This window comes from Bradyrhizobium iriomotense (genome assembly GCF_018129405.1).
Classification (GTDB): domain Bacteria; phylum Pseudomonadota; class Alphaproteobacteria; order Rhizobiales; family Xanthobacteraceae; genus Bradyrhizobium; species Bradyrhizobium iriomotense_B.
The window spans coordinates 65,144-81,592 of record NZ_JAFCLP010000011.1; the positions used below are offsets into that span (position 1 = coordinate 65,144).

The 16,449-nt window shown below is 64.1% G+C and carries 20 protein-coding genes; 9 read left to right on the plus strand and 11 right to left on the minus strand.

What is annotated here, in order from left to right:
* The first annotated feature begins 4 nt into the window (after positions 1–4).
* Positions 5–541: a hypothetical protein gene (locus JQ592_RS22200; RefSeq protein WP_211404921.1), complete on the plus strand. Its 537-nt coding sequence runs from the start codon at positions 5–7 to the stop codon at positions 539–541.
* A 1-nt stretch (position 542) separates the two neighbouring features.
* Here JQ592_RS22200 and JQ592_RS22205 read toward each other — a convergent pair whose 3' ends face one another.
* Genes JQ592_RS22205 through dctP form a run of 6 tightly spaced genes read right to left on the minus strand, consistent with a single transcriptional unit; the run spans position 543 to position 7,499 of the window.
* A complete protein-coding gene (locus JQ592_RS22205; protein ID WP_211404922.1) occupies positions 543–1,790 on the minus strand; it encodes an acetyl-CoA hydrolase/transferase family protein in 1,248 nt (415 codons plus the stop codon).
* Positions 1,791–1,797: 7 nt separating this feature from the next.
* Complete coding sequence (locus JQ592_RS22210) at positions 1,798–3,351, minus strand: class I adenylate-forming enzyme family protein (protein ID WP_211404923.1); 1,554 nt, start codon at positions 3,349–3,351, stop codon at positions 1,798–1,800.
* Between the two features lie 24 nt (positions 3,352–3,375).
* A complete protein-coding gene (locus tag JQ592_RS22215) occupies positions 3,376–4,542 on the minus strand; it encodes an acyl-CoA dehydrogenase family protein (RefSeq protein WP_080134126.1) in 1,167 nt (388 codons plus the stop codon).
* 36 nt (positions 4,543–4,578) lie between these two features.
* Positions 4,579–5,868: a TRAP transporter large permease gene (locus tag JQ592_RS22220; RefSeq protein ID WP_211404924.1), complete on the minus strand. Its 1,290-nt coding sequence runs from the start codon at positions 5,866–5,868 to the stop codon at positions 4,579–4,581.
* Positions 5,869–5,879: 11 nt separating this feature from the next.
* Complete coding sequence (locus JQ592_RS22225) at positions 5,880–6,434, minus strand: TRAP transporter small permease (protein WP_211404925.1); 555 nt, start codon at positions 6,432–6,434, stop codon at positions 5,880–5,882.
* A 36-nt stretch (positions 6,435–6,470) separates the two neighbouring features.
* The gene (gene dctP, locus JQ592_RS22230) at positions 6,471–7,499 is read right to left on the minus strand and encodes a TRAP transporter substrate-binding protein DctP (RefSeq protein WP_211404926.1); all 1,029 of its coding nucleotides are present in this window, start codon (positions 7,497–7,499) and stop codon (positions 6,471–6,473) included.
* A 225-nt stretch (positions 7,500–7,724) separates the two neighbouring features.
* On the opposite strand from dctP, the gene JQ592_RS22235 reads away from it, so the two are divergent.
* Genes JQ592_RS22235 through JQ592_RS22250 form a run of 4 tightly spaced genes read left to right on the plus strand, consistent with a single transcriptional unit; the run spans position 7,725 to position 11,039 of the window.
* Positions 7,725–8,927 (plus strand): CaiB/BaiF CoA transferase family protein, encoded by a 1,203-nt coding sequence (locus tag JQ592_RS22235; RefSeq protein ID WP_211404927.1) that lies wholly within the window; start codon positions 7,725–7,727, stop codon positions 8,925–8,927.
* 44 nt (positions 8,928–8,971) lie between these two features.
* Positions 8,972–9,424 carry a MaoC family dehydratase gene (locus JQ592_RS22240; protein ID WP_211404928.1) on the plus strand — a complete coding sequence of 151 codons (453 nt, stop codon included), beginning with the start codon at positions 8,972–8,974 and terminating at the stop codon, positions 9,422–9,424.
* Entirely contained in the window at positions 9,424–10,275 is an 852-nt protein-coding gene (locus tag JQ592_RS22245; RefSeq protein ID WP_211404929.1) for an HpcH/HpaI aldolase/citrate lyase family protein, read from the plus strand. Before JQ592_RS22240 ends, JQ592_RS22245 begins: the two co-directional genes overlap by 1 nt.
* 20 nt (positions 10,276–10,295) lie before the next feature.
* Entirely contained in the window at positions 10,296–11,039 is a 744-nt protein-coding gene (locus JQ592_RS22250; RefSeq protein ID WP_211404930.1) for an IclR family transcriptional regulator, read from the plus strand.
* 11 nt (positions 11,040–11,050) lie between these two features.
* Here JQ592_RS22250 and JQ592_RS22255 read toward each other — a convergent pair whose 3' ends face one another.
* Positions 11,051–11,461 (minus strand): hypothetical protein, encoded by a 411-nt coding sequence (locus tag JQ592_RS22255; protein ID WP_211404931.1) that lies wholly within the window; start codon positions 11,459–11,461, stop codon positions 11,051–11,053.
* A gap of 387 nt (positions 11,462–11,848) precedes the next feature.
* Positions 11,849–12,640 (minus strand): fumarylacetoacetate hydrolase family protein, encoded by a 792-nt coding sequence (locus JQ592_RS22260; RefSeq protein WP_211404932.1) that lies wholly within the window; start codon positions 12,638–12,640, stop codon positions 11,849–11,851.
* A 185-nt stretch (positions 12,641–12,825) separates the two neighbouring features.
* Between JQ592_RS22260 and JQ592_RS22265 the strand changes: the two genes are divergently transcribed.
* From JQ592_RS22265 to JQ592_RS22280, 4 genes are all read left to right on the plus strand, one after another.
* Positions 12,826–13,725, plus strand: coding sequence for a LysR substrate-binding domain-containing protein (locus tag JQ592_RS22265; RefSeq protein WP_211404933.1), 900 nt, complete (start codon positions 12,826–12,828; stop codon positions 13,723–13,725).
* A gap of 181 nt (positions 13,726–13,906) precedes the next feature.
* Positions 13,907–14,203: a hypothetical protein gene (locus JQ592_RS22270; RefSeq protein WP_211404934.1), complete on the plus strand. Its 297-nt coding sequence runs from the start codon at positions 13,907–13,909 to the stop codon at positions 14,201–14,203.
* A 216-nt stretch (positions 14,204–14,419) separates the two neighbouring features.
* The gene (locus JQ592_RS22275) at positions 14,420–14,635 is read left to right on the plus strand and encodes a hypothetical protein (RefSeq protein ID WP_211404935.1); all 216 of its coding nucleotides are present in this window, start codon (positions 14,420–14,422) and stop codon (positions 14,633–14,635) included.
* Positions 14,632–14,808, plus strand: coding sequence for a hypothetical protein (locus JQ592_RS22280; protein WP_211404936.1), 177 nt, complete (start codon positions 14,632–14,634; stop codon positions 14,806–14,808). The genes JQ592_RS22275 and JQ592_RS22280 overlap by 4 nt, the downstream gene beginning before the upstream one ends.
* 36 nt (positions 14,809–14,844) lie before the next feature.
* Here the strand turns inward: JQ592_RS22280 and JQ592_RS22285 are convergent, their stop codons facing one another.
* The 3 genes from JQ592_RS22285 to JQ592_RS22295 all read right to left on the minus strand — a co-directional run bounded on the left by JQ592_RS22285 (position 14,845) and on the right by JQ592_RS22295 (position 16,296).
* Positions 14,845–15,180, minus strand: coding sequence for a hypothetical protein (locus JQ592_RS22285; RefSeq protein WP_211404937.1), 336 nt, complete (start codon positions 15,178–15,180; stop codon positions 14,845–14,847).
* A gap of 87 nt (positions 15,181–15,267) precedes the next feature.
* Positions 15,268–15,759: an Hsp20/alpha crystallin family protein gene (locus tag JQ592_RS22290; RefSeq protein WP_211404938.1), complete on the minus strand. Its 492-nt coding sequence runs from the start codon at positions 15,757–15,759 to the stop codon at positions 15,268–15,270.
* A gap of 75 nt (positions 15,760–15,834) precedes the next feature.
* Positions 15,835–16,296, minus strand: coding sequence for an Hsp20 family protein (locus JQ592_RS22295; protein WP_211404939.1), 462 nt, complete (start codon positions 16,294–16,296; stop codon positions 15,835–15,837).
* Positions 16,297–16,449 lie beyond the last annotated feature (153 nt).

Genomic DNA, 16,449 nt, shown 5'->3' on the forward strand with positions numbered 1-16,449 from the left:
GACGATGCTCAAGACCATCATCCTGCTCACCGATACCGTGCAACAGCAGCAGCCGCTCGCCAACCTGCTCCGCGAGCACAATCGCGATCTCGCCTTCTGCTCGGCGCTGCGCGCAGCGGACCTCAGCGCGATCGAAGCGGACGTGCTGAGCGGGGCGCGGCTGGTGTCCTTTGCCGCCGACGTCGCCGTCCCCGAAAAGTTCCTGCTCCGGCTCGGCTATGGCGCCTACAAGTTCTACGTCGCGCCGACGCAATATCCGGGTCTGCCGCCGGCGCCCGACGAGAGCGACGAGGATCCGCGCTGCTATTCGGTGATCGCGCAATCGATGACGATCTGGCCAGATTTCAAGAAGGTCGTCGGTCTGGAAACCGTGACGATCCCTGATGGCACCGTTCCTGCCGAGCGCGAGCGGCTGGTGTTCTCCCGCCTTGCGCACCTGTTCTGGCAGATGTCGGGCATGATCGCCGGCGAGGCGGCCGATATTCCTGCAATCATCGGGTCCGGCGAGGGCCCGCGCCCGACGCTTGCGATGATGAACTGAGCTAGCGCGCGGGCCTGCGACCCTGCGCCGACAGTGCGTCGCGATGCTCGGGCGCTGCGATCGCGATCAAGCGGCGCGCACGCTCGGTAAGGCCGCAGCCGCGCAGCTCGGCGATGCCCCATTCGGTGACGACAGCGTCGACATCGGCGCGGGGTGTCGTCACGGTCTCGACATTGGCGACGATCCGGCTGGTCCCGTCCGACGCCGTCGCCGGCAGCGCGATGATCGCCCTGCCCCCGCGTGACGCATTGGCGCCGCGCACGAAATCGAGCTGCCCGCCGATCGCGCCGACCGCAACGCCATTCAGCGTCTCGGAATTGACGCTGCCATCGAGTCCGACCTGAAGCGCCGAGTTGATCGCGACTAACCGGTCGATCTGCGCCAGAACGCCTTGACCGTGCGTGTAGGACGTCGGCCGCACTGCTACCGCCTTGTTTTCATGCACGAAGCGATAGAGCCGCCGGGTCCCGATCACCTGGTTGGTGACGGTGATCCCGGCATCGATCCCTTTCTTCGTATTCGTCACCGCGCCGCGTTCGATCAGATCGACAACGGCATCGTTGATCAGGCCGGAATGGATGCCGAGATCGCGCGCATGGGACAACGACGACAGGATCGCGTCCGGAATGCGGCCGACGCCGAACTGGAGCGTGCTGCCGTCGGAGATCAGGCTTGCTGCATGCCCCGCGATACGACGCGAGACATCGTCGAGCGGCGTCGATGCCAGTTCGACCGGCGGACGGCGGGCAGCTACGCGCATCTGGATCGGCACATCCTCCGGCCATTCCGCCCCGAACGTAAAGGGCGCATCCGGATTGATCTCCGCGATGACGAGGCGGGCCCCGCGCGCGGCATCGATGACATAGTCGTTGGAGAGGCTGGTACTGAGCCTTCCATCATCGGCCTCCGCCAATTGCACCAGAACGACGTCCGCCCTGTGGCGCCGCGCGGCGAAATCTGCACAGAAGGCGCTGTAGTTGCTTGGAATCACGTCAAGCCGCCCGGCCTTGGCGAGCCGCCGCGCATTGCCGATCACGCCATAGCTCTGGAACGACACGTTCGCGCTTGCTGCGGAAAACGTCTCCGAGAACACCGGTCCGACCATCATCCGAAACGGCGGAAGTTGCGCCGCCTGCGCCATCAGCGCTTCGGTCAGGGTGACCGGCTCCGCTGTCGCCTGCCCGCACACCACGAGATCGCCTTCCCGGATCAAGCCGGAAAAATCGATCGGCGGCGGCTCCCCTGACATTGCCGCCTCAACCCATCGGGATCAGGCGTGCGGATGACTCAGCCAGCAGCGCGCGCAGCTCCGTCTTCACGATCTTGCCATAGCTGTTCTTGGGCAATTCGGCGGTGAGGTAATAGTGCTTGGGCCGTTTGAAACGAGCGATCCACGCATTGCACATCTGGTCGAGCTCTTCTCGCGTGACCGTCCTGCCCGCGACGGGAACGACAACGGCCACCACCTCCTCGCCCCATTCCGGATGCGGCCGGCCGATCATCGAGACCTCGGCGACGGCCTCGTGCCGCAGCAGCACCTCCTCGACCTCACGCGGATAGATGTTGGTGCCGCCGGAGATGATGACGTCCTTGGAACGGTCCTTCAGCGTCAGGAAGCCATCGGCATCGAAGACGCCCATGTCGCCGGTGTAGAGCCAGCCGTCACGCAACGTGTTCCCTGTGGCGTCCGGGTTTTGCCAGTAGCCGGACATCACGGTATCGCCGCGCACGATGATCTCGCCGATCTCATCAGGCGCAACGTCCCGGCCCGCCTCATTCACGGTGCGCACCTGGACCACGCCCTGTGCGATGCCGACCGAGGCGAGACGTTCCTCGTGACGCGGATGGCCGGCGTCGACATGCATGCTCTTCGGCAAATACGTGATGGTCATCGGCGTCTCGCCCTGACCATAGATTTGCGCCAGCTTCGGCCCGAACACGGCGAGCGCAGCCTTGCAATCGGCCACATACATCGGGCCACCGCCATAGATGATGGTCTTCAGCCCGGGCGCGGTTGCACCGGTCGCTTCCGCCGCGACCGTCAGGCGCCGCACCATGGTTGGCGCAGCGAAGAAGGAAATGCCGTCGCACTTCGCCGTGAGCTCGAGAATTTCGTCCGGCTCGAAGCGGCCGCTCTCCGGAATGATCTGCGCGCCCATGCCGAGCACATGCGGCACCATGTAGAGGCCGGAGCCGTGCGACATCGGCGCGGCGTGCAGCAGCGCCTCGCCAGGAACGATCGGGTTGATCTCGGCGAGATAGTTCAGCGACATCGCAAGCAGATTGCGATGGCTCAGCACCGCGCCCTTGGGGCGGCCGGTGGTGCCGCTGGTGTAGAAGATCCAGGCGGGATCGGTGATCCTGACATCGGCGATGGCGATGCCGTCAACCTTCTCCATACCGCGATGTTCGGCCGAGCCGATCTCGACGATGCGCGGTTTTGCCGTGCCGAGCGTCAGTGCTTCCGAGGCAACACCTGCCATGTCTTCGGTCACGAACATGACCGCAGCGCCGGAGTTGTCGAGAATGAACGCGACCTCGCGCGGATGCAGTTTTGCGTTGATGGGAACGGCGACGAGGCCGGCATGCCAGCAGGCATAGAGACAGGCGACATAGTCGGGCACGTTCTTCATCAGCAGCGCGACGCGGTCGCCTTTGGCGAGACTGAAGCGCTGCTGCAACGAGGCGGCCAGTGACGCCATAGTTGCGCCGAGCCGGCCGTAGTCCGCAACCGGCGTCAGCCCCTTGAGCAGGGCCGGCGCGGACGCATCAGCCCTGGCGGCACGCAGGAGGTGGTGAGCGATGTTCATGGCGATCCTCCGCTGGCGCTGAGCCTAGTACGACTTGGCGAGCCCGAGCACCTTTTCCGCAATAAAACTGAGCGCAAGCTGCGGGCTGACCGGCGCGATGCGCGGGATCAGCACTTCGCGCAAGTAGCGCTCGACGTGGAATTCCTTGGCGTAGCCGAAGCCGCCATGGGTCATCACCGCCTGCTCGCAGGCATGATACCCTGCTTCGCCGGCGAAATATTTCGCGGCGTTCGCGCCGGCGCCGCAAGGCAAGCCCTTGTCGTATTGCCAGGCCGCCTGCATCACCATCAGCCAGGCCGCCTCAAGCTCGACCCAGTTCACCGCGAGCGGATGCTGGATGCCCTGGTTCTTGCCGATCGGACGATTGAAAACAACGCGCGTCTTGGCGTATTCGGTCGCGCGCGACAGCGCGAGCTTGCCGAGGCCGACGGCTTCCGCCGCGATCAGGATGCGCTCGGGGTTCATGCCTTCGAGAATGTACTGAAAACCCTTGCCCTCTTCGCCGATGCGGTCTTCCATCGGAATTTCAAAGTCCTCGAAGAAGAGCTCGTTGGAATCGACGATCTTGCGGCCCATCTTCTCGATCTCGTGGACCTTGATCCTGTTGCGGTCGAAATCGGTGTAGAACAGGCTGAGCCCGTGCGTCGGCGAGCGCACCTCCTCCAGCGGCGTGGTACGCGCCAGCAGCAGGATCTTGTGCGCGACCTGCGCGGTCGAGATCCACACCTTCTGGCCGTTGACGATGTAGCGGTCGTTCTTGGCGACCGCGCGGGTCTTCAGTTGCGTGGTGTTGAGGCCGGTATTGGGCTCGGTGACGGCGAAGCACGCCTTCTCGCGGCCCTCGACCATCGGCGGCAGCATGCGCTTGCGCTGCTCCTCGGTGCCGAACACGACCACGGGATTGAGCCCGAACACGTTGATGTGTACCGCGGAGGCGCCCGACATGCCGGCACCGGATTCCGCAATAGTGCGCATCATGATCGCGGCTTCGGTGATGCCGAGCCCGGAGCCGCCATATTCCTCCGGCACGCAGATGCCGAGCCAGCCGGCGTCAGCCAGCGCCTTGTGGAAATCATGCGGGAAGCCGCCGTCATGGTCCTTCTTCAGCCAATAGGCATCGGGAAAGCCCTCGCAGATCTTGGCAATGGCATCGCGAATGGCTTCCTGCTGATCGGTGAGCGCGAAATCCATGTTCTTGATCTCCTTCTTGGGAGCCGGGCTCCGATCCTAGCGCCCCATCTGCGAGGGCAGCCAGAGGATGATAGACGGAAACGCCACCAGAATCGCGATCGCAATCAGGTGCGCGATGAAATGCGGAAAGGTGCCGTGAAACACTTCCGCCACCGGCCGCTTGGCATAGCGAGCGACGATGAAGCAGTTGAGCCCGACCGGCGGCGTGATCATGCCGACCTCGGCGGTGACGATCTTGATGACGCCGAACCAGATCGGGTCGAAGCCGAGCGTCTTGATCAGCGGCAGCACGATCGGCACGGTCAAGACCAGGATCGCGATCTGGTCCATGAAGGAGCCGAGGACAATGTAGCCGAACAGGATCAGCGTGATGATGACCCAGCGCGAGGCCTGCAACGACCCGACCCAGGCGACGAGATCCTGCGTGACATGGGTGAGCGTGAAGAAGTAGCCGAAGATCGAGGCACCGACGAGGATCGTCACGATCATGCAGGTGCCGTGGCAGGCGCTGAGCAGGGCACGATAGAGCGAGGCCGCGGTCACCCTGCGCTTGGCGAATGCCAGCCCCAGCGCGCCGGCAGCGCCGAGCGCCGAAGCCTCGGTCGGCGTCGCCACGCCGAGATAGATGGTACCGGTGACGAGCGAGAACAGCAGCGCCATCGGGCCGACCTGCCACAGCAAGGAAAACCGCTCGCGCCAGGAGACAGGCTCGACCCGCGGGGCACGGGACGGATCCTGCCAGACCAGGAAATAGATCGTCGCCATGATCGTGGCGGTCACGAGCGCCGCCGGAATGATGCCGCCGATCAGGAGCTGTCCGATGTTGACCTCGGCGAGCAGACCGAAGATCACCAGCGCCACGCTGGGCGGGATCAGCATGGCCAGCGTCCCCGAGATCGCGACGACGCCGGCCGCCATCTTGGGCTCGTAGCCCTGGCGGATCATCGCCGGAAGGCTCGTCGACGACAGCGTCGCGGCCGATGCCGTCGAGGTGCCGCAGATCGCGCCAAAGCCGGCGCCGGCGAGCGCCGTCGCCATGCCGAGCCCGCCGGGGATGCGGCCGACCCATGCGGACGCCGCCTTGAACATGTCGTCGGCGACGCCGGACAGCAGAACGAGGTCCGCCATCAGCAGGAACATCGGGATCGTGATCAATTCATAGGACGAAACCGTCGAGAGCGGCGCCGTCTGCAGGATGCCGAACAGCGTGCCGGTGCCGCCGACCATGAGGAGGCCGACAGAGCCGGCAAATCCCATGGCGAATCCGACCGGCGTGCCGATCGCCAGCAGGAGAAAAAGCAGTCCGAGCACGAGAGTGACTGTCATCGATGCCGCCGTTATTCGAAGGAGTGGGCTTCGCCGGTCTCGTTGACAGGCGGCAAAGGAAAGAGATCACGTCCGGAGACGAGGCTGAGCACGTTTCCGACGAGTTGCAGCGCCAGCCGCAGCACGAGCACGCCGCAGCCGAACGGCACCAGCGCGGCCGAAATCCAGGTCGGCCACGGAATGGCGCCGGCGAGCACGTCGTGCTGCTCGTAATTCTCCAGCGCGCGCTCGAACCCGACCTTGCAGATCAGGGCGAAGACGAACAAGCCGGTGAGCGCGGTGACGACCTCCGACAGCCGCCGACCCGCGGGCGGAAAGCGCGAGAGCAGGATGTCCACGCCGACATGCGCATGCACGCGCAATGTGTCCGACAGCGTCAGGAAGAACACGCCGGCGAGCAGATAGAGCCCGATCAGGTCGTAGGTGAAGGAGAACGGGCTGTTCAGGACGTAACGCATGAACACGTCGGCCACCACCAGCGCCATGATCGCGAAGAGTGAGATCGCTGCGATCACCGTCAGCGCACGCTCCAGTACGCCGAGCACATCCGTTGCCCGCTTGATCATCCCTGGCGTCTCCTTTTTCGCTGCGATCGCGCTCGGCTACTTCGCCCCGGCGGCCGCGAGCAAGCCCTCGAACTCCTTGAGCGCTGCGGAGGCCTGCTTGCCGCGGCCGTCCAGCGCGCTCGCCCATTCCTGCGCAACGCCCTTGAGCTTCTCCTTCATGTCCGCGCGCGTTGCTTCCGGAAGCGCGGTGAAGCTGATGCCCTGGTCCTTCATCTTCTGCTGCGTGACGTCCTGCTCTTTGTCGACGTCGGCGCACGCCTTCGGCGTGATCGCTTCCGACGCCGCGTCCATCGCCTTCTTCACATCATCGGGCAATTTGTCCCAGACCGATTGATTGATCGAGTATGCGACGATGAAGCTGCCGAAGCTGACGCCTTCGGTCGCATATTTGACGAGCTTGTCCAGGCCGTAGGCGACGACGCTGTCCATGGGGAAGAGCAGCCCGTCCATCGTGCCGCGCGACAGCGATTCATAGGCATCGGGCGCAGCCATGCGCACCGGCACCGCGCCGAGCGTGCGCACGGTCAGATCCTGCGCGCCACCGGTGGTGCGCAGCTTCAGGCCCTGCATGTCCTTGATCGTCTCGACCTTCTGCTTGGCGGTCCACACCTGATAGGGCGGCAGCACCACGGCCATCAGCAGCTTGATCTTGTTCGGCGCGTATTCCTGCTTGGCCAGAATGCCTTCCCGCGCAGCCTTCCAATAGGCGAGCGTGCCCTGGCAACTGGTCTGGAATGCGCCCGGCAGCTGCGCGACTTCGGAGAGCGGCATCTTGTCCGAGACGTAAGACGGCCCGATGTAGCCGATGTCGACCACGCCGGACTGGGTCAGCCGCAGCATGTCGGTGGCCTTGCCGATCTGCTGGTTCGGATAATGGGTGAAGGTCACGCCGCCGTTGGTGCGCTTGGTGACGTCGTCCATCCACGGCTTCAGCATCAGGCGGACGAGATAGTGATCGGCGGGGAAGCTATCGGCGACTTTTAGCTCCAGCGCCTGCGCCTGCAACGTCGAGACCGGCAGCGAGAGTACGAACGCCGCGGCGGCCCGGACCAGTTTCGTCTTCATCTCGTTCTCCCTGACGCGTCCCCAGGCCGAACGCGGCAGCCGATTGCTGCAGCACCGCCGGTCCTCTCCAATTCTTGCTTGAGGAAAATGTACATATATGTGAATTTATATGTCAAGTATATGAACTATGCATGGAGCTATGCGCGTCACACCGGCCGTGTCGAATTGACACCTTCGTTTTCTGAACTCTAACTCCACGCATATGAATTTATCTCACGAGGCCTCATGGGACCGCTCGCCGGCTTCACCATTCTCGACCTGACCTCGGTGCTGATGGGCCCCTACGGCACCCAGGTGCTGGCGGACATGGGTGCCGACGTCATCAAGATCGAAAGCCCCGAGGGCGACATCGTTCGCCAGATCGGTCCCGGTCGCACGCCCGGCATGGGCGGGATGTTTCACAATGCCAATCGCGGCAAGCGCAGCATCGTGCTCGACCTCAAGAAGACGGAAGGCCGCGACACGCTGCTGCGGCTGGCCAAGCGCGCCAACGCGCTGGTCTACAATGTGCGCCCGCAGGCGATGGCGCGGCTCGGCCTCGACTACGAGACACTTCGCGCGATCAATCCCGCGCTCGTCTATGTCGGCGCGTTCGGCTACGGCCAGTCAGGCCCTTACGCTGCAAAACCCGCATACGACGATCTGATCCAGGGTGCCGCCACCATTCCGACGCTGTTAGCTGCTGCCGGCGACGGCACGCCGCGCTACGTCCCCGTCACCATCGCCGACCGCATCGTCGGGCTGATGATGGTCAATGCCATCATGGGTGGGCTGATGCACCAGCAGCGCACCGGCATCGGCCAGCGCATCGACGTGCCGATGTTCGAATCCATGGCGGAGTTCGTGCTGGTCGATCATCTGGGCGGACTGACCTACGATCCGCCGCTCGACCATGGCGGCTACGCCCGCCTGCTCTCGCGCTATCGAAAGCCGTACAAGACCAGCGACGGCTATCTCTGCGTGCTCATCTACAACGACAAGCATTGGCGCAGCTTCTTCGAGGCGATCGGGCAGCCGCATTTCCTCGATCAGCCGCGCTTTGCCAATCACGCCGCGCGCACCAGGCATATCGACGAGATCTACGAGGAGATCGGCCACATCTTTGCAACACGCACCACCGCGGAATGGCGCGAGCTGCTGGAGCGCGCCGATATTCCGGTGATGCCGATGCATACGCTGGAAACGATTCTGGACGATCCGCATCTCAAGGCGGTCGACTTCTTCAGGACCGTGGATCACCCCGTGGAAGGCCGCATCCGCCAGATGCGCGTGCCCTCGACCTGGAGCGTGACCCAGCCGGAGGCCGCCGGCCCCGCACCGACGCTCGGCCAGCACGGCCGCGACATTTTGCACGAGGCCGGTTTCTCGGCCGAGGAGATCAGAGCGCTCGCACGGCAAAAAGCCGTTCACCTGGCCGCGCCACCGTAACGGCAGCGCGGGCCAAATCGCACCAATAGAGGGAGGAAATCGCGATGGCCGGACTTTATTTCGAAGACTTTTCCGTCGGCCAGGAGTTCAGGCATCCGCTGACCCGGACCGTCACGGAAATGGACAACACCATGTTCAGCCTGCTGACGCTCAATCCGCAGCCGCTGCACATCGACGCGCATTTCTCCGAAAAGACCGAGTTCGGCCAGCGCATTTTCAACAGCCTTTACACCCTCGGCATCATGATCGGCATGACGGTCTATGATACGACCTTGGGGACAACCGTCGCCAATCTCGGCATGACCGACGTGATCTTTCCGAAACCGGTCTTCCATGGCGACACTTTGCGGGCGACGACGAAGGTGCTTTCGTTGAGGGAATCCAAATCGCGCCCGAGGGCGGGCATCGTCGAGTTCGAGCACCACGCCCTGAACCAGAACGACGAGATCGTCGGAAAATGCCGCCGCATGGCGATGATGCACAAGAGGCCGGTCTGATGCGTTCGATGCTGTTCGTGCCGGGCGATTCCCCCCGCAAATTCGAGAAGGCGAGCGAAGGCAAGGCCGACGCTCTGATCATCGACCTCGAGGACTCCGTCGTCACCGAGAAGAAGCCGGAGGCACGCGGGCTGACATTGGCGATGCTGAAGAGCCGTCCCGGCCCGCACCAGCTCTACGTCCGCGTCAACGCGCTCGACACCGGCATGACGCTCGCCGATCTCGCCGCGGTGATACCGGGCAGGCCCGACGGCATCGTGCTGCCGAAATCGCAAGGCGGCGATGATGTGCGCCAGGTCGCGACCTGGCTCGAAGCTCTGGAAGCCGCAGCCGGGATCGCGATCGGCACGACCCGCATCGTCTGCGTCGCGACGGAGACGGCCGGCTCGATCTTCGGGCTCGGCAGTTACAAGGGCTGCTCGCCTCGCCTCGCCGGCCTGATGTGGGGCGCTGAGGATCTCTCCGCCTCGCTCGGCGCCACCGAGAAAGCGAGCGGCGGCGTGTTCCACAGCCCCTATCGCCTCGCGCGCGATCTCTGCCTGATGGCAGCGGCTGCGGCCGAGGTCGCGCCGATCGACACCGTCTATACCGACATCGACAATCTCGCGGGCCTCGAGCAGGAGACGCGCGCGGCGCGGCGCGACGGCTTTTCGGCGAAGGCACTGATTCACCCCAAGCATGTCGATGTCGTCAATGCGGCGTTCGCGCCGACGGACGCGGAGCGCGCCTGGGCGGAAAAGGTCATCGCTGCGTTCGCGAGCAATCCGAATTCCGGCACGCTGCGGCTCGACGGCCAGATGATCGACAAGCCGCATCTTCGCGCCGCGAAGAAAATCCTCGGCCAGCCCTAGACCGGAACGCAAGCCTCGCCATGATCGTTCGCCAAGCTGCAAATGTCCTGGAGATCATGGAATTCTTCGCGCAAGTGAAGAAGCCGGCGACACTTGCCGAGATCGCCGATCATTTCGGCTGGCCGCGCTCGTCGACCTTCAACCTGCTCGCGACGCTGTCGGAGAAGGGCTACCTCTATGAACCGCGGCCGCGCGCCGGCTTCTACCCGACGCCGCGGTGGCTCGCTATGGCGCGGATGATCTCGGAGGTCGAGCCGCTGCCGCCCTGGACGCATCAGCTGATCTCCGATCTCTCCGCCGAGACCGGCGAAACCGCGTCCATCGTGGCACCGGCCGGCGTGATGGCGGTGTTCATCGACGTCGTCGAGTCCAAGGCCGCGATCCGCTATTTCGCGACCATCGGCCATCGCGTGCCGATCCACGCCACCGCAAGCGGCCGCGCGCTGCTTCTGCAATATTCGCAGGAGGAGCGCGACTCCGTGTATCGCAAGATCGAGTTCAAGCAATACGGCCCGTCGACGCCGATCAGCATCGAGGCGGTGGAAACCGAGCTGCGCAACTCGATCTCGCGCGGCTATTGCCAGAGTTTTGCAGATTACAGCCGCGATCTCGCCGGCGCCGCGATCCCGTTGCCGATCGGCGACCGCAGATTGTCGGTCGTCGTGGCGGGGCCGGAGTTTCGCATCGGCCCGAAGGTGCCGGAGGTGGCCGCACTGATCGCGCGGACGGTCGATCGGCTGCGGCCGAAGACCTCTGCGGCCTGAAGATCAGGGCCTCATTCGAATCCCTGAGCGGGCGGCGGCGTGGTCTCCGCAGGCGCGGCAGGAGCCGCTTGCACCGGCTGCACCGCAGGCGCGGCTTGCACCGGCGGATTGCTGGCGGCTCTCATCTGACCGTTGGCATCCATCGCCTGGCGCGTGCGCGGCGGAGCGCCGGCTGCGCGATAAGCCTCGCGACGCGGCGGCTGCCGATGTCGCGCCGAGCGCTGCTCTTTCACGCCCCAGGACCGGGCGATTGCAGGTCCGGCGGTATAACCGACCACCGCGCCGGCGACGGCACCGATCGGCCCCAGCACCACGGCGCCTGACACGGCTCCGATTGCCGCAGCACCAGCACGCTCCTGTGCGGCAGCACCCGCAGGCACGCCTAGCAGCAGAACGACGGCAGTGATCAGAGCTTTCTTCATCGGAGCGCCTCCCTCAAGGGAAGATCACTCCTACTCAAATATGGCCACAGGACGTTTGTCCGTTGCCCAACACGCGGCAATCGCCGATGGAACTCCGGCAATTCAAGGGCAAAGCTCAAGTAGGGGCCAGTCGGCGCAACTACGGCGCGACCTCGAGGAAGACCAAACCTAACGAAGCAATCAAGCTATGCCGCGGCATTTCCGCCTACGAGGGTAGACGATCCGTCAACAAAGCCGACGGTGCGCTCCCTCGCCCCGCTTGCGGGGGAGAGGGTTGGGGGAGTCTCCGCGGGGACGGCGACAGTGGTACGCGCGGAGAGTCCCCCTCACCCGGATTGCATCTGCGATGCAATCCGGCCTCTCCCCGCAGGCGGGGAGAGGCGAAGGTCAGACAATCTTGATCGACATGTCCGGCAGACCTTCGAGCTTGCACAGCAGCACGTCGCCCTTCACCACCGGGCCGACGTTCTCCGGCGTGCCGGAATAGATGATGTCGCCGGCCTTCAGCTCGAACGCCTCCGAGAGCTTTGCGATCTGCTCGGCGACGCTCCAGATCATCTTGCTGAGATCCGAGTTCTGCTTCACCGTGCCGTTGATCGCGAGCGAAATGGCGCCCTTCTCGAAATGACCGGTCTTGCTCGCCGGGTGGATCGGGCCGATCACCGCGGCATGATCAAAACTCTTGCCGATCTCCCAGGGCTTCTTCTCCGCGGCCATGCCGTTCTGGAGATCGCGCCGGGTCATGTCGAGGCCGAGCGCGTAGCCATAGACGTGGTCGAGCGCCTTATCGACCGGGATGTTGGTGCCGCCGGATTTCAGCGCCGCCACCAGCTCGACCTCGTGATGATAGTTCTTGGTCAGCGACGGATAGGGATGGTCCGCGACCTCGCCGATCGCGACGTTCTGGATCGCGTCCGTTGGCTTCTGGAAGAAGAACGGCGGCTCGCGGTTCGGGTCCGAGCCCCGCTCGATCGCGTGCGCGGCGTAGTTGCGCCCGATGCAGTAGATGCGGCGGACCTGAAACACTTGGGTCTCGCCGACAATCGGAATCGCGACCATCGGTACCGGGAAGATCGGCTTGGGTGCGGCTTGCGCGGCGGCCGGCGTTGCTTCGGCGATGGAAACTGCGGTGACGGCCGCGGCAGTCGCGAGCAGGTCCCGGCGCGTGGTCCATTTCATGTTTTGCTCCCTCATGGCTTCGTTGGGCGGCGTTCTTGCGCGCCGATCCGGCTGATAACCGATATTCAGTATGCCAGCAACGCTGGGCGGCGCGATCTAGCATCGCCTTATGGCGCCCCTCCCCAGCGACCAATAAAATCGGTTAGCACGGAACTTGCATAAATTCTGGGCGACATGGACGCCGCATGAACCTCATCAGCCTCGACATCCGCATGCTCCGGTCGCTGATCTCGGTGGTAGAGACCGGCAGCATCACCGAGACCGCGCGCCGGCTCGGCCGTACCCAGCCGGCGATCACGCTGCAATTGCAGCGGCTGGAGGAGCTCACCGGCAAGCAATTGTTCGAGCATGGCGGCCGCAGGCTGACGCTGACCGACGACGGCACCACGGTCCTGACCTATGCCAAATCCATCCTGAGGTTGCACGACGAGCTGATCTCGCAGCTGGCGTCACAGGAGATCGAGGGCCAGGTCGTGCTCGGCACGCCCGACCTCTATGCGGCGTTCATGCTGCCGCAGATCCTCAGCGTGTTCCGGAAATCGTTTCCGCGCGTGCAGGTCGAGCTCAATTGCGCGCTCTCGACGCCGCTGGTCGGCCTCGTCAAGCGCGGCGACGTCGACATCGCGCTCGTCACCCGCATGAACGATTTCACCGGCGGCCAAGTAGTTCGCCGCGAGCAGCTGGTCTGGATGACCGGCGAGCAATCCGCCGCGCACCAGGAGCGCCCGATCCCGCTGGCGCTCTTGCCGCCCGGCAACATCTATCGCGACTACGCCATCGACACGCTGGAGCGCGCAAACCTGCGCTGGCGCATCGCCTGCGTCAGCGAAAGCGTCGGCGGCCTTCAGGCGGCGGCGTTCGCCGGCATGGCGGTCACCGTGCTCGGCCGCAGCGCGCTGGTGCCGGCGATGCGCGAGATCGGTCCGAACGAAGGCCTGCCGCCGCTGCCGAAGATCGAGCTCCTGCTCTACAAGTCGAGCGGTGCGACCTCGAAGGCCGCAACCGCCTTGCACGACTATCTCGCGCACTATCTGCGTCTCGACGAAGAGCTCAGCGGTCGCGGCGTCCCGATTGAGCTTTCCTGAAGTGTATCGCAGAGGTGGTCAGAAATACCCGAAACCCAACTGCGTCCGCCCATCACGCGCCAGGTCGGACATTGCTCGGTCGAGCTCCGTTCTTGATCCCTTTCATAAGTACGCCCTAGTCCAGCACCGGCCCGGTGTGCTTTGATGCGTGGAGCAGGAACCGAGACGCAAGGGTGGCCTGATGTTCATACTCATTCGAAAGTACACCAAGGTTCGTTCGGTCGCGGATGCTGCCCGCCGCGCCAAAAGCGGCGTCGGTCAAATCCTGAGGGAGTCGCCCGGCTTCAAGTCATATTATGTGTTGGACGGGGGCGGAGGCGTTGGTGTCGCCGTGATGATATTTGAGGACCGCGAAAGCGCGAATGCGGCGAACGCCAGGGTGATGGGGTTCATTCAAGCAAGCTTGCATGACCTTGATCTTGGGGACCCCGAAATCATCGCCGGAGAAGTTTTGGTGAATATAGAGTCTGCGGCGTAGATGCTCGCAGAGCTCCTCATGAGCGACCTGCGTAAGAAGCGCCATTTTATCCGCGGCGCACCGATCGAGCTGTCGTAACTCCTGCGACAGCAGGTGTTCGACGACGCGCCGCAATCCTCTTGACACGGAATTCCGGCTGCATATTTTTTGCACCGAGAAAGCTCTTTCTCACCCTCAAAATCAAAGGACCTAACGCGACCGTCTGGAGAGACGACGATGCTCGATGAGAATTTGGCCCGCATTAGTGCACACCGTAACAACATCCACCGCTACCGGCGTCTTCTGAAGACCAGGCTGTCGGAGCTTGAGCGTCAGTTCATCGAAAGACGTCTCGCAGAAGAACGCAGCGCGCTTGAAAGCCTGACCGCGGCGACCTTCCCGGTTTCCTTCGGCGGCGCGAAGACGCCGGCCGAGATGAGGGCGGCGCGATGAACGGCTACCGGGAGCTGCTCATTCGAGGCAGCGAGAAGGTGATCGGTCACTACGAACTGCTCCTTGCAAGCGCCAAGACCGAGCACGAGCGCGAACTCTACCGCCAGCGCATCGAGCGCGAGCGGCGGCTGATCAAGGACTTGCAGGGCGAGCTGGACTACCGCGCGGCTTGAACCATGTTTCCTCGCGGCCTGACGATCAGCCTCGCATCATGCGCCTCGCCCCTCTGCGGCGGCCCAGGGCCGCCGCAGCCGCATCGGGACGCCGCCGCCGCCCGGCGGGTCGTCATTGTCATTGTCGCCGTCGAGCTTGCGCAGGGCGGCCAGGATATCGGCGAGCCGAACCGTGTGGCTCATGCCGGGGATTTCGCGCAAGGCTGGACAGGACTCCACTGCGTACATGTCGGACGCCCAGGACGACAGGATGATCCGCTTCTCCGGTGGAGAGAGCTCAGTCGCATTCAGAACATCGGCAGGCGAGTCGTAGTGGGCCGCGGGATGAAACAGCGGATTGAGAGTGCCGGCATTGTTATTCACATTGGTCATGGTGGTACCTCCCCTCATGCTCCTTTCCAAGGGATGGGTTTGCTGACGATTGGACGGCGGCGGCATTCGCCGCCGCCGCGCTCGACGCTAATGCGTGTTGATCGCGATGCGCTTGACGCCCTCGCGCGCCTTTTCGGATTTCGGCAGTGACACGGTCAGGACACCGTTCGTGAACGACGCCTCGGCCTTGTCTTCTTCAACGCCCTCAAGCGGAATCTGCCGCTCGAAGGCGCCGTGATAGCGCTCGGTGAAGTACCTGCCTTCGCCGTTGCGCTCCGCCTTCTTCTCGCCGCGGACGGTCAGGACGCCATTGGCGATCTCGACCTGGACGTCCTTCTCCGTCAGGCCGGGAAGCTCCGCCGAAACGGTCAGCGTCTTGTCGATCTCGCTGAGCTCGACCTTCGGCCACCCGAAACGGCCCTCCATCAGCGGCGACAGGCTGGTCCCGCCGAAGCCGCGGAGGACGTCGTCGAACAGACGGTTCATCTCGCGATGAAGCGTCAGGAAGGGATCGAAATTCTCGCGCGCCGGCGCAAGATCCTGGTTTCTCGACCAGGGAACGAGATCACGAAAACCCATGATTGCCTCCTTCATGCATCGGGAGCGCGGCCCGCGCATTGGCGCGCCGCGTTCCGCCATTGGATCGATCGAGCGCTAGGCTGCTTTCTTCTGCTCGATCTGCGATGCCGCAGGAGCGCCGTTCGTGATCGCGATCCGGCGCGGTTTCATGGCTTCCGGCACCTCACGGACCAGGTCGATGATCAGCAGCCCGTCCTGGAACGAGGCCTGCTTCACCTGGACATAGTCGGCGAGATTGAACACGCGCCGGAACGGCCTCGCGGCGATGCCCTGGTACAGATATTCGCGCGTCGCGGTCTCGGGCTTCTGGCCCTCGATGGTGAGCGCGTTCTGCTCGGCCGTCACCGTGATGTCGTTGGCGCCGAAGCCCGCCACGGCAAGGCTGATGCGGTAGTGATCCTCGCCGGAACGCTCGATGTTGTAGGGGGGATAGTTGTCCTCGGTCGCCTGGCGCAGCGTGCTGTCGACGAGGTCGGCCAGATGATCGAAGCCGATGGTGGAGCGCCACAGGGGCGCGAAGTCGAAACTGGTCCTCATAACCAAGTCCTCCTAAGAGCAAGATGGATACGAAGGAGCGCAGGACAGGGTATCAGACAGGTCCGACGACCAGTCCGGCGCCCGCACCGGACCCGATCTGGCGTCCGGCACACCGCTCTCGCGGCGAAAAAGGACTTAGAAAAACCGATATCG